The 12816-nt window shown below is 68.9% G+C and carries 10 protein-coding genes; 4 read left to right on the plus strand and 6 right to left on the minus strand.

What is annotated here, in order from left to right:
• Both ADL01_RS11960 and coxB read right to left on the minus strand, forming a co-directional pair.
• The coding region (locus ADL01_RS11960; protein WP_199834807.1) for a cbb3-type cytochrome c oxidase subunit I at positions 1-342 on the minus strand (342 nt) is incomplete at its 3' end.
• Positions 339-1331: a cytochrome c oxidase subunit II gene (gene coxB, locus ADL01_RS11965; RefSeq protein ID WP_199834808.1), complete on the minus strand. Its 993-nt coding sequence runs from the start codon at positions 1329-1331 to the stop codon at positions 339-341. The genes ADL01_RS11960 and coxB, both read right to left, overlap by 4 nt.
• 363 nt (positions 1332-1694) lie before the next feature.
• Here coxB and ADL01_RS11970 point away from each other — a divergent pair, with 363 nt between their 5' ends.
• Complete coding sequence (locus ADL01_RS11970) at positions 1695-3080, plus strand: cysteine desulfurase/sulfurtransferase TusA family protein (protein ID WP_053741930.1); 1386 nt, start codon at positions 1695-1697, stop codon at positions 3078-3080.
• A gap of 1 nt (position 3081) precedes the next feature.
• On the opposite strand, the gene ADL01_RS11975 is transcribed toward ADL01_RS11970, so the two are convergent.
• Positions 3082-4056, minus strand: coding sequence for a carbohydrate kinase family protein (locus ADL01_RS11975; RefSeq protein WP_053741931.1), 975 nt, complete (start codon positions 4054-4056; stop codon positions 3082-3084).
• A 134-nt stretch (positions 4057-4190) separates the two neighbouring features.
• Between ADL01_RS11975 and ADL01_RS11980 the strand changes: the two genes are divergently transcribed.
• Positions 4191-4436, plus strand: a complete 246-nt coding sequence (locus ADL01_RS11980) for a hypothetical protein (RefSeq protein ID WP_053741932.1) — start codon at positions 4191-4193, stop codon at positions 4434-4436.
• 193 nt (positions 4437-4629) lie between these two features.
• Positions 4630-6204 (plus strand): hypothetical protein, encoded by a 1575-nt coding sequence (locus ADL01_RS11985; protein WP_053741933.1) that lies wholly within the window; start codon positions 4630-4632, stop codon positions 6202-6204.
• A 96-nt stretch (positions 6205-6300) separates the two neighbouring features.
• On the opposite strand, the gene ADL01_RS11990 is transcribed toward ADL01_RS11985, so the two are convergent.
• Positions 6301-6657 carry an iron-sulfur cluster assembly accessory protein gene (locus ADL01_RS11990; protein ID WP_053741934.1) on the minus strand — a complete coding sequence of 119 codons (357 nt, stop codon included), beginning with the start codon at positions 6655-6657 and terminating at the stop codon, positions 6301-6303.
• A 280-nt stretch (positions 6658-6937) separates the two neighbouring features.
• Between ADL01_RS11990 and nadA the strand changes: the two genes are divergently transcribed.
• Positions 6938-8134 carry a quinolinate synthase NadA gene (gene nadA / locus ADL01_RS11995; RefSeq protein ID WP_053741938.1) on the plus strand — a complete coding sequence of 399 codons (1197 nt, stop codon included), beginning with the start codon at positions 6938-6940 and terminating at the stop codon, positions 8132-8134.
• Between the two features lie 462 nt (positions 8135-8596).
• On the opposite strand, the gene ADL01_RS12000 is transcribed toward nadA, so the two are convergent.
• The gene (locus tag ADL01_RS12000; protein ID WP_053741935.1) at positions 8597-11701 is read right to left on the minus strand and encodes an efflux RND transporter permease subunit; all 3105 of its coding nucleotides are present in this window, start codon (positions 11699-11701) and stop codon (positions 8597-8599) included.
• 203 nt (positions 11702-11904) lie between these two features.
• Positions 11905-12588 carry a response regulator gene (locus ADL01_RS12005; protein WP_053741936.1) on the minus strand — a complete coding sequence of 228 codons (684 nt, stop codon included), beginning with the start codon at positions 12586-12588 and terminating at the stop codon, positions 11905-11907.
• Positions 12589-12816: the final 228 nt, after the last annotated feature.

A 12816-nucleotide genomic window follows, 5' to 3' on the forward strand; every position in this document is an offset into this window, starting at 1 on the left:
CTGCAGCGGCATGATCCAGTTGGTGAAACCGGCGAACAGCGGCGTCGCGAACATCAGCAGCATGATCGTGCCGTGCATCGTGAACGCCTGGTTGAACTGCTCGTTCGACATGATCTGCAGACCCGGCCGGGCCAGCTCGGCGCGCATGAGCAACGCCATCACGCCACCGATGCAGAAGAACGCGAACGACGTCACCAGATACAGCGTGCCGATCGTCTTGTGGTCCGTGGTCGTCAGCCACTTGATGACCACGTTGCCGGGCTGCTTGCGCCGTACCGGCAGCTCGTTCTCGTACGAGTCCTCAGCTGCGGCGGCACCCTGGGGTTCGTTGGTGGTGCTCACAGGTTCGTCGTCTCCCGGTTCTTCTCGTGGCTCGTCTGCGCGATGCCGGCGGGAATGTAACCGGTCTGCCCCTTCTTCGCGAGGTCCTTGAGGTGCTGCTCGTAGCGCTCGGGAGAGACGACCTTCACGTTGAACAGCATCCGGGAGTGGTCGACGCCGCAAAGCTCCGCGCACTTGCCCATGAAGGTGCCCTCCTTGTTGGGGGTCACCTGGAAGGCGTTGGTGTGGCCGGGGATGACGTCCTGCTTCATGAGGAACGGCACCACCCAGAAGGAGTGGATGACGTCACGTGAGGTGAGGACGAAGCGGACCGTCTTGCCCTTGGGGAGCCAGAGGGTCGGACCGGGGTTGCCGGTCTGCGGGTTCCTCGTACCGGGCGTGCCGACGTCGTAGACACCGCCGGCGTTCGCCGGGAAGTCCTTCTTGAACCGGTCCGGAATGGCCGCCAGGTTCGGGTCGGTGTTCGCGTTTCCGGTGGAACCCGGGACGTTCTCGATGTAGTTGAAGCCCCAGCTCCACTGGAAGCCCACGACGTTGACCGTCAGGTCGGGCTTCTTGGAAACGTCGAGGAGCTTCGACTCGTCACGTGCCGTGAAGTAGAAGAGCACCGAGACGATGATCAGCGGAACCACGGTGTACAGCGCCTCGATGGGCATGTTGTACCGGGTCTGCGGAGGTACTTCGACCTTGGTGCGGCTGCGCCTGTGGAACATGGCGCTCCACAGGATCAGGCCCCAGACCAGCACGCCGGTGGCGAGCGCGGCTGCCCAGGATCCCTGCCACAGGGAGAGGATCCGCGGAGCCTCTACCGTGGTCGGGGTGGGCATACCAAGGCGGGGGAAGTCCTTGTATGTGCAACCGGTCGCGGTCGCCAGGACCAGGCCCGCAGTCAATGCCTGCAGCAGCTTCCGCCGCAACGGGCGCCGCGGCGTGGGGGTACCGCCCGCGCCCCCCAGGGCGTGGGGGAGGTCGGAGCCGTTGGGACTCACGTAGCGCCTTCCCGAGAGTCTCGCCCGCGCGGGTTGGCTGCGGCCTGACTTCTCGGTGGTCGGTCGCCGCCCTGCGTCGGGCAGGGGTTTGGATGTTTATGCGGACCAAACCCTACTGGACGCAATTTGGGGTCGCGCGGGGAGGGTCCCCAACGCGCCGGGGGTCACCCCCAAGGGGTGGGAAGGGTCGGGTTGGGGGTGTTCTGACGGGGGGTCGGGCGCCTGGTGGAGTGGGGGTTTCTGTTGTTCGGCGGGGGCGGGTGCTTTGTGGCTTGTCGCGCCCCGCGGCGGAGCCGCTGATGTCACAGCCCCGCGCCCCTGGGTGGGACTCCGTCCCCTTCGTCGAGGACTTAGCGTTGGGGTGTGTCCTACTTTGATGCCGCTTCCTCAGCGCCCCTTCATCCCGTTGCCCGGCAGGCGTTGCTGGCCTCCCTCGATGAAGGGTGGGCAGATCCCGCGCGTCTGTACCGGGAGGGGCGGCGGGCGCGGATGTTGCTGGATGCCGCTCGGGAGGCTGCCGCCGAGGCGGTCGGGTGTCGGTCCGATGAGCTGACGTTCATGTCGTCGGGTACGCGGGCCGTACACACCGGTGTGGCGGGCGCTCTCGCGGGCCGCCGTCGCGTTGGGCGTCACCTGATCGTGTCGGCGGTCGAACACTCGTCGGTGCTTCACGCCGCGGAGGCGTGGGAGGCGTCGGGCGGTGAGGTGACGACCGTCGCCGTGGATCGCGCCGGCGCCGTGGCCGTCGAGGCGTACGAGGCCGCCGTACGGCCCGACACGGCGTTGGCCTGCCTTCAGTCGGCCAACCACGAGGTGGGGACCGAGCAGCCGGTGGCGGAGGTGGCCGAGGTGTGCCGGGCGGCCGGGGTGCCGTTGCTGGTGGACGCGGCGCAGTCGCTCGGGTGGGCGGCGGTCGAGGGGCCCTGGTCGCTGCTGGCCGCGAGTGCCCACAAGTGGGGCGGGCCTTCCGGGGTCGGGCTGCTCGCCGTCCGCAAAGGGGTGCGGTTCGCGGTGCAAGGGCCCGTGGACGAGCGGGAGTCGGGGCGGGCGGCCGGGTTCGAGAACCTGCCGGCGATCGTCGCGGCTGCGGCCTCGCTCCGCGCGGTGCGGGCCGAGGCGGCCCAGGAGGCGGTACGGCTGCGGGAGCTGACGGAGCGGATCCGGGCGCGGGTGCCCCAGTTGATCCCGGACGTGGAGGTGGTCGGCGATCCGGTGCGGCGGCTGCCCGGTGTCGTCACCTTCTCCTGTCTCTACGTCGACGGGGAGACACTGCTGCACGAGCTGGACCGTGCCGGTTTCTCCGTTTCCTCCGGCTCGTCCTGTACGAGCAGCACGTTGACGCCGAGCCATGTGCTGAGGGCGATGGGAGTGCTGAGCGAGGGCAACGTGAGGGTGTCGCTGCCGGTCGGGACCCCGGCCGAGGAGGTCGACCGCTTCCTGTCCGTCCTGCCGGGCACGGTCGCGGTCGTACGGGAGAAGCTGGGCGCACCGGTCGCGGTGCCGGCCGCTGTCGTCGGCGACGGGGACTCGCTCGTCGTCGACGCCCTCGGCAGGCGCTGCCCGATCCCGGTGATCGAGCTGGCGAAGCGGATCGGCGACGTCCCGGTGGGCGCCACGGTGCGGGTCCTGTCGGACGACGAGGCGGCGCGTCTGGACATTCCGGCGTGGTGCGAGATGCGGGGGCAGGAGTACGTCGGTGAGGAGCCGGCGGACCGGGGCTCGGCCTATTTGGTCCGCCGGCTCTCCTGACTCAGCTCAGGTGCTGCTCGACCTCGGTCGCGGCGTCATCGCCGTACGCCTTGCGGAAACGGTTCATGAAGTTGGCGCGCCGGAGGGTGTACTCCTGCGTGCCGACCGTCTCGATGACGAGGGTCGCCAGCATGCAGCCGACCTGCGCGGCCCGCTCCAGGGAGACTCCCCAGGCCAGGCCGGACAGGAAGCCCGCGCGGAAGGCGTCGCCGACGCCCGTGGGCTCGACCTTGGCCTCCTCTTCCGGGCAGCCGACCTCGATGGGGTCCTCGCCCGCACGCTCGATGCGTACGCCCCGGGAGCCGAGGGTGGTCACCCGGGTGCCGACCTTGGCGAGGATCTCGGCGTCGGACCAGCCGGTCTTCGACTCGATGAGGCCCTTCTCGTACTCGTTCGAGAAGAGGTACGCGGCGCCTTCCAGCAGGACCTTGATGTCGTCGCCGCCCATGCGGGCGATCTGCTGGGAGAAGTCCGCGGCGAACGGAATGGACCGGGTGCGGCACTCCTCGGTGTGGCGGAGCATCGCCTCCGGGTCGTCCGCGCCGATCGAGACCAGGTCGAGCCCGCCGACGCGGTCGGCGACGGTCTTCAGCTCGATCAGCCGGGCCTCGCTCATGGCGCCGGTGTAGAAGGAGCCGATCTGGTTGTGGTCGGCGTCGTTGGTGCACACGAAACGCGCGGTGTGCAGCGTCTCGGAGATACGCACCGATTCGGTGTCCACACCATGGCGGTCCAGCCAGGCGCGGTACTCGTCGAAGTCGGCGCCGGCGGCCCCGACCAGGATCGGCTTGGTGCCGAGCTGGCCCATGCCGAAGGCGATGTTCGCGCCCACGCCGCCCCGGCGTACGTCGAGGTTGTCGACCAGGAAGGAGAGCGAGACCGTGTGCAGCTGGTCCGCTACGAGCTGGTCGGCGAAACGGCCGGGGAAGGTCATGAGGTGGTCTGTGGCGATGGAGCCGGTGACTGCGATACGCACGGCGAGGACACTCTCCTGCAAGGGGAGACGGATTGACAGTTCACGCTACCCGGTCCGCCCGTGCCCGCTGTAGCGCCAAAACTACCCGATAGTAGATCTTTCTCGGCCGGGTATCCGGTGCATACGGTTCCGTTATGACGAACTTCAAGGTCCATCAGGCTCTTCAGGTCCAGCAGGTGTACTCGGGACCGGGCGCCGCCCCGCACGACCTCGAAGGCGATCTGGCCGCCCTGCGCGGCGACTGCGCCCGGATGGCACCGCACTGGGCGGCCCCGGACCGGATCATCGCCCTGCCCGTCTCCCCGTCCCTGATCCACGGGGTGACCGTCCCGCTCGCCTCGGCCCGGCTGGTGGACGCGATGCCCTACTACGGCGGCTGACGGGCGGCGACTCGGCGCCGGCCCCTTCGACCAGCACACGACCAGCGCTCGACGGGAACCGTGCGCTCCCCCGCTGCGTCCCATCGCTGTCCCCCGTAAAGAGGATGCGCTGTACGACCTGCCGGTGCCTGTCGGTGACAGGGCCGGGCCGGTCGGGGCAGCCGGGACAGCTGGGAGCCGAAGGAGCGATGCGGTGAACACCGAGCGACCCGATCACGACGACGACACCGACACCGGCGCCGACGAGAAGGCCACCGCCAAGGCCGACGCGGACGGCACCGCCGAGTCCGCACCGGAAGAGAACGGCGGGGAGCGCCCGCCGAGGCGCCGGTCCCCGGTGCTCGTCGCCTCGGTCGCCGCCGCGGTCCTGCTCGTCGGGGGCGGCGGGGCGTACCTCGCCACCAGCCTCACCGGCGGCTCGGGCGACGACGACCGTACGGACACGTCCACGCCGGGCGGCGACGGCACCACTCCCCCGCCGCTGGCCCTGGACGGCTACCCCGAGGGCGGTACGGGGGACACGAGCGGTTCGAACGGCATCGCGCCCGGCGAGCCCGACCCGAACGGGGTGACCTACCGGGCGGACGGCACGCTGCCCGCCGGGCCCGGCTCGGCGCCGGTGTACACGATGGCGAAGGGCGAGACCACGGCCGCCGAGGTGACCCGGCTGGCCAAGGCGCTCGGCGTCGTGGGGAAGCCGGTGGCGCAGGCCGACGACTGGCTGGTGGGCGCCCCGAAGGACGGGACGGGACCGATCCTGCGGGTGGCCAGGCAGGCGCCGGGGACCTGGTCCTTCAGCCGGTACCTGGCCGGCGGCTCCGACAACTGCAAGAGCACGACCAGGTGCGCGCAGGGCTCACGGGCCGCCGGGCAGACCGTCGATCCGGTGAGCGAGGCGGTGGCGAAGAAGGCCGCTGCGCCGATCCTGAAGGCGGTCGGCCAGGACGACGCGAAGCTGGACGCGAGCAAGGTCATGGACACGCAGCGGGTGGTGAACGCCGATCCGGTGGTCGGCGGGCTGCCCACGTACGGCTGGACGACCGGCCTCCAGGTCAGCGCGCAGGGCGAAGTGGTGGCCGGCAGCGGCCAGTTGGCGACGCCGGTGAAGGGCGACACGTACCCGGTGCTCGGCGCCAAGGCCACGCTGGCCCTGCTCAACGAGCCGGGGACGGTGGCGACGCCCGAGCACCGGATGGGTATCGGGGGCTGCGCGAGCCCCGTACCGCTGAAGGACCGCCTGGAGGCGCCGTGCGGTACGACGACACGGCAGCGGGAGACGCTCACCGTCGCCAAGGCGGTGTTCGGGCTGGCCTCGCACTCCGTGTCCGGGCGGCCGGCGCTGGTGCCGTCGTGGCTGTTCGAGATACGGGCGCGGGGTGCCGCCACGGACTTCACGGTGACATATCCGGCGGTCGACCCCCGGTATCTGGCCGGGGCCGGGAGGAGTGCGGAGCCGTCACCGAGCTCCGGGACGATCACCCGTGACATGAAGATCGAGGGCTACACGGTCTCCGGCGACGGCAGGGAGCTGACCGTCGGCTTCTGGGGCGGGGTGTGCAGCGAGTACTCGGCGTCGGCGAAGGAGGACGGGGCCAAAGGTGAGCGGGTGACGGTGACCGCGACCTCGACGACCAAGAAGGACACGGTCTGCATCGCGCTCGCCAAGGCGACGTACGAGACGGTGCGACTGGACGCGCCGCTGGGCGACCGGAAGGTCGTGGGGGCGGACGGGAAGGCGATCCCCGAGGGCGACTTCGCCAAGAGGTAGCCGCCCGGCGGACCCTGGTACATACGTGTGAAGGCGGCGCCCCCGTCACAGGGGGCGCCGCCTTCACGTATGGGCCTGTGGCCTACTGCCTATGGCTTAGCTGAAGGAGTCGCCGCAGGCGCAGGAGCCCGTCGCGTTCGGGTTGTCGATCGTGAAGCCCTGCTTCTCGATCGTGTCGACGAAGTCGATGGAGGCGCCGCCCAGGTAGGGGGCGCTCATGCGGTCGGTGACGACCTTCACGCCGTCGAAGTCCTTGACGACGTCACCGTCGAGGGAACGCTCGTCGAAGAACAGCTGGTAGCGCAGACCCGAGCAACCGCCGGGCTGAACCGCGACGCGCAGGGCGAGGTCCTCGCGGCCTTCCTGGTCGAGCAGTGCCTTGACCTTCGCCGCGGCGGCGTCGGACACGATGATGCCGTCGGTGACGGTGCTGGTCTCGTCCGATACGGACATCTACATCTCTCCCGGGTTGTACGGAGACTGCTTGCCGACGATTGCAACCGGCGGGGCCGCGGATTCATTCCGGGCCGAGAGTCTGTTCTTTCCGTCCTTCACTCCATGCTCGCACACGCGCGGAAGCGCGAACAGCGATCCATGGACGGGCCCAACCGTGGCGCCGGGATTCATGTCACATCGACGCTATGAACCTCGTCAAAGTGACGTGAAGGGGTTACGATAGATAACGTCAATTCGACGAAAAGGCGTGACCGGAAGAACAGAAAGGGTGCGTGTCGTGACCACCGCCCAGACGCAGGACCTCGACGTACAGCCGACGCCCCTCGCCCTGCTGCTCCTCGGCCGTGAGGCCGACACGAGGAGCGAGCGTGGCGTGGACTGCCCCGGCGACCTGCCCTCCCCCTCCGACCCGGACCTGGTGGAACGTGCCCGTGCGGCCAAGGAGAAGCTGGGCGACAAGGTCTTCGTCCTCGGCCACCACTACCAGCGCGACGAGGTCATCCAGTTCGCGGACGTGACGGGCGACTCCTTCAAGCTGGCCCGGGACGCGGCGGCGCGTCCGGAGGCGGAGTACATCGTGTTCTGCGGTGTGCACTTCATGGCGGAGTCGGCGGACATCCTGACGTCGGACGCCCAGCAGGTGGTCCTGCCCGACCTGGCCGCCGGCTGCTCGATGGCGGACATGGCGACGGCCGAGCAGGTCGCCGAGTGCTGGGACGTCCTGACGGAGGCCGGGGTGGCCGACCAGGTCGTGCCCGTGTCCTACATGAACTCGTCGGCGGACATCAAGGCGTTCACGGGCAAGCACGGCGGCACGATCTGTACGTCGTCGAATGCCGAGCGCGCCCTGGAGTGGGCCTTCGAGCAGGGCGAGCCCAATTCAACAAAGGTCCTGTTCCTGCCGGACCAGCACCTGGGCCGCAACACGGCGGTACGGGACATGGGGATGTCGCTCGACGACTGCGTCCTCTACAACCCGCACAAGCCGAACGGCGGCCTGACGCCGGAGCAGCTGCGCGACGCGAAGATGATCCTGTGGCGCGGCCACTGCTCGGTGCACGGCCGGTTCTCGCTGGACTCGGTGAACGACGTCCGCGAGCGCATCCCCGGCGTGAACGTCCTGGTCCACCCGGAGTGCAAGCACGAGGTGGTGGAGGCGGCGGACTACGTCGGCTCGACCGAGTACATCATCAAGGCACTGGAGGCGGCCCCGGCCGGCTCGAAGTGGGCCATCGGCACGGAACTGAACCTGGTACGCCGCCTGGCGAACCGTTTCGCTCCCGAGGGCAAGGAGATCGTCTTCCTCGACAAGACGGTCTGCTTCTGCTCGACGATGAACCGCATCGACCTCCCCCACCTGGTCTGGACCCTGGAGTCCCTGGCCGAGGGCAACCTGGTGAACCAGATCTCGGTGGACCGGGAGACGGAGAAGTTCGCGAAACTGGCACTGGAGCGGATGCTGGCGCTGCCGTAGGGGCCGTCGTCGCCCGTGTCCGTTCGGATGCACTCTCATTCACAGGGATATACACCTTGGACGGTTTAAGATGTATATCCCTGTGAAACGCCTGAACGAGGTGACTGTGCCTCGACCGCCGCAGCGCAGCATCCCCAAGCCGTCCCACGCTTCACCGATGCTCCCGTGCCAATAGCCAGCACACAGGACGATCTCGTTCCCCTGATACGACTCCAGGACTGCTTCGGTGCCTTGAAATCACGCGAAAAAGATCAGAGGTCGGCCACCTCCACGAGGACCGGGAGTCGGCGAAGAAATGGCGACGGCGGTACGAAGTGCTCCGTGCCAAGGCCCTCTCGTAGTCCCAGCCTCGCGCCTCGATCTGGGACGCGTTCGTCAACTCCCCCAAGATGTAAGACAGAAGACGGTGGGGTGCGTACGTACGCACCCCACCGTCTTCTCGTCCGTCAACGCATCAGCGGGTCACACCCCCGCCGTCTCCCGTACCTCCGTCTTCGGCTCCCGCTTCGCCGCCTTCTTCTTTGCCCGGCGTTCCTTTCGCAGTTCCACCAGTGCGTACAGGGTCGGAACGAGCAGGAGGGTCAGGGCTGTTGATGTGATCAGGCCGCCGATGACGACCACCGCCAGCGGCTGGGCGATGAAGCCGCCCTCGCCTGTTACGCCCAGTGCCATCGGGAGGAGGGCGAAGATGGTCGCCAGGGCCGTCATCAGGATCGGGCGGAGGCGGTGGCGGCCTCCTTCGATCACCGCTTCCACGACTCCGTAGCCCTGGGTGCGGTACTGGTTGATCAGGTCGATCAGGACGATCGCGTTCGTCACCACGATGCCGATCAGCATCAGCATGCCGATCATCGCCGGGACGCCCATCGGGGTGCCTGTCAGAACCAGCAGGCCGATCGCGCCCGTTGCCGCGAAGGGGATCGACACCAGGAGGATCAGGGGCTGGATGAGCGAACGGAACGTCGCCACCAGGAGCATGAAGACGATCGCGATCGCCGCCAGCATCGCCAGTGCCAGGTTCTTGAACGCGTCGTCCTGGTCCGACGACACCCCGCCGATCGCCGCCGTCGCGCCCGCAGGGAGCTTCAGGGCGTTCAGCTTCGAGGTGAGGTCCGCGCTGACCGCGCCCGTGTTGTCGCCGGTCGGGCGGGCGGTGATCGTCGCGGCCCGCTGGCCGTCGATCCGGGTCATCGACACCGGGCCGTCCACCAGCTTCACGTCGGCGATGTCGCCCAGCTTCACCGGGCCCAGCCGCAGCGCCTTCAGCTCGTCCAGCGTCGCGGCCGGCCTCGCCGACCTGATGACGACGTCGCGCTCGGTGTCGTCCAGGGTCGCCCTGGCCGCCGTCGTGCCCTTGACCGCCTCGGCCACCGCCGCGCCCAGCGTCCGCTGGTCGTAACCGACCGCCGCCGCCTTGGAGTTGGCCCGTACCGAGATGCGCGGCACGCTCTGCGCCAGGTTGCTGGTGACGTCGGTGACGTCGTCCAGGCCGGCCACCGTGTCGCGTACCTTGTCCGACGCCTCGCGCAGGACGTCCGCGTCGGCCGCCTTCACGACCACCTTCAGGTCCTGGCTGCCGAAGCCGTCACCGGCCGCGATCGTGGTCGTACCGATGCCGGAGAGCTTGGACAGACCTTCCTCGATGCTCGCCTGGACGTCGTTCGCCGACGCCGAGTCGTCCAGCATGACCTGGTAGGAGGCCTGGTTGGAGTCGGTGCCGCCGCCGAAGGCCGCCAGGAAACCGGACGAGCCGATCGTCACCTGGTAGTCCCTGACGCCCCTGACGTCCGCGAGCAGCTGCTCGACCTTCTTCGCCTGGACGTCCGTGGCCGCCAGGCTCGTACCCGGCTTCAACTGCTGCTTGAGGGTGAGGACTTCCTGCTCGCCCTGGTCGAAGAAGTTGGTCTTCAGGAGCGGTGCCATGCCGAAGGTGCCGATGAGGACCACGGCCGCGATCGCCACGCTCGTCAGACGGCGACGGGTCGCGAAGCGCAGGACAGGGACGTACACGCGCTGGAGCCTGCTCTTCGCCTCCTTCTCCTCCGCGAGCCTGCGGGCCTCGTCCGCGTCGTCAGGGGTGTCCTTCGGGGCGCGCAGGAACCAGTAGGACAGGACAGGGACGACCGTCAGGGAGACCAGGAGCGACGCCAGCAGGGCCGCCGTCACCGTCAGGCTGAACGCGCCGAACAGCTGGCCGACCACACCGCCGACCAGGCCGACCGGCAGGAAGACGGCAACCGTGGTGAGTGTGGACGACGTGACCGCGCCCGCCACCTCACGGACCGCCTTGAGGATGGCCTCCTGACGCTCCTCGCCGTAGCCGAGGTGTCGTTTGATGTTCTCCAGGACCACGATCGAGTCGTCGACGACCCGGCCGATCGCGATCGTCAGCGCGCCCAGCGTCAGCATGTTCAGGGACAGGTCCCTGGTCCACAGGACGATCAGGGCCAGGACGACCGAGAGGGGGATCGAGACCGCCGTCACGAGGGTCGAGCGGATCGACGCCAGGAAGACCAGGATGACGATCACCGCGAAGAGCAGACCGAGGCCGCCCTCCGTCGTCAGACCCTTGATGGACTTCGCCACCGCCGGGCCCTGGTCGCTGACCACCGTGATCCTGGCGTCGGACCCCAGGTCCCCCCGCATGTCGGCGAGTTTGCCCTCGACCGCGTCCGAGATCGACACCGCGCTGCCGTCGTTGTCCATCGTGACGGTGACGGCGAGGCTCGGCTTGCCGTCCGTACGCGTGATCGAGTCGGCCTTCGCGGACTCCTGCTTGACGGTCGCCACGTCGGCGAGCCGCACGGGCTTGGTCCGGGAACCGGGCGCGCCCGTGACCATCAGGTCCGCGATCTGCTCGACCGAGGTGAAGCCGCCGCCGACCTGGACCGTCCGGTTGTTGCCGGCCTCGTCGAACGAGCCCGCCGGGACGGTCGCGCCGCCCGCCTGCAGTGCCTGGGCGAGGGACACGGAGGTGAGGCCCGCCGCCGCCAGCTTCCTGTCGTCCGGGGTGACGGTGACCTGGACGTCCCGTACACCGTCGACCCTGACCTGGCCGACGCCGTCGATGGCCCGCAGGTCGGGGACCACCGTGCGGTCGAGCCGGTCGGCGAGGGCCTGCTGGTCCTGGCCAGATGTGACGGCGAGGACGACGGTGGGGATGTCGTCCGTCGAACCGGCGACGACCTGCGGGTCCACGCCGTCCGGGAGCAGCACGCGCGCCCGGTTGACGGCCTGCTGGACGTCGGCGACGAGCTGCTTGGTGTCGTTGCCGTAGTCGAAGGACGCCGTGATGAGGGCGTTGCCCTCGCTGGCGGTGGAGGTGACACCGGTGACGCCGTCGACGCCTTCGAGGTTGTCCTCGATGGGCTCGACGACCTGCTTCTCGACCACGTCGGGGGACGCACCCTGGTAAGGCGCCAGGACGGACACCACCGGGAGTTCGATGGTGGGCAGCAGCTGTTGCTTGAGCTGCGGTATCGCTATCGCTCCGAAGACGATCGCGACGATCGACATCAGCCCTATGAGGGCCCGTTGCGCGAGGCTGAACCTGGACAGCCAGGACATGGGTGAGCGTCTCTCTTCTGTGGCCTGAGCGGACGAAGGGCGCATGCGTCATGCGTTGCGGACACAGCTGTGCCGCACATCCGTGTGTGGCACCTACGAGCGCCCGCCCTTACACCCTGAGCCACAGGGGACCCCTGTTCCGTAGCCCCCAGGTCCCGTTTCCTTACCCGGTGCCTACTCCGGCCGCAGTACGTCCGCGAGGCTCACTCCACCCTTGGACGTACCAGCCCCGACTCGTAGGCGATCACGACGAGCTGCGCCCTGTCCCGGGCGCCCAGCTTGGCCATGGCCCGGTTGACGTGCGTTTTCACCGTCAGCGGGCTGACCTCCAGCCGTTCCGCGATCTCGTCGTTCGAGTGCCCGCCGGCGACCTGTACCAGCACCTCGCGCTCCCGCCCGGTCAGCGCGTCCAGCCGCTCGGCGCGGGCGGGGTCCCGGCTGTCGTCCAGGACGTCGCCCTGGGCGAGGAACTGGGCGATCAGCCCCTTGGTGGCGGCCGGCGACAACAGCGCCTCGCCCCCGGCGGCGATCCGGATCGCGTTGAGCAGCTCCTCGGGTTCGGCGCCCTTGCCGAGGAACCCGGACGCGCCCGCGCGCAGCGACTGCACCACGTACTCGTCTACCTCGAACGTCGTCAGCATCACCACCCGTACATGCGCGAGCCCCGGATCCGCGCTGATCAGCCGGGTCGCGGCCAGTCCGTCGGTGCCCGGCATCCGGATGTCCATCAGGACGACGTCGGCGCGCTGCTCCCGCGCGAGGCGCACCGCCTGCGCCCCGTCGGACGCCTCCCCGACGACCTCCATGTCGGCCTCCGAGTCCACCAGCACCCGGAAGGCGCTGCGCAGCAGTGCCTGGTCGTCGACGAGCAGGACACGGATGGTCATGGGCGGTCGTCCTCGTTGAGTCGGCGGATCGGCGAATCGGCGAATCGTCATACGGTCATCTACCTTTGATCTTGCGCAGTGCTCCCCCGTTCACGGGGGAGGTGAAGCGCATCTCAATACTGCTCTGATCTCGGCTTTGGGCACGGATCTGCACTGTTGGCCTCAGCCAGGTCACACGGGGCGCTGCTGGTTCTCGATGTACTGGCGTACGACGGTCAGTGGTGCCCC

It is taken from the genome of Streptomyces sp. NRRL WC-3618 (genome assembly GCF_001280005.1).
In the GTDB taxonomy this organism is placed as follows: Bacteria; Actinomycetota; Actinomycetes; order Streptomycetales; family Streptomycetaceae; genus Streptomyces.

Bases quoted from the DNA above. Each gene is read 5' to 3' on its own strand.
- ADL01_RS11980 (WP_053741932.1), top strand. From the start codon at position 4,191: ATGACGAACTTCAAGGTCCATCAGGCTCTTCAGGTCCAGCAGGTGTAC.
- ADL01_RS11990 (WP_053741934.1), bottom strand. From the start codon at position 6,657: ATGTCCGTATCGGACGAGACCAGCACCGTCACCGACGGCATCATCGTG.
- ADL01_RS12000 (WP_053741935.1), bottom strand. From the start codon at position 11,701: ATGTCCTGGCTGTCCAGGTTCAGCCTCGCGCAACGGGCCCTCATAGGG.
- ADL01_RS12005 (WP_053741936.1), bottom strand. From the start codon at position 12,588: ATGACCATCCGTGTCCTGCTCGTCGACGACCAGGCACTGCTGCGCAGC.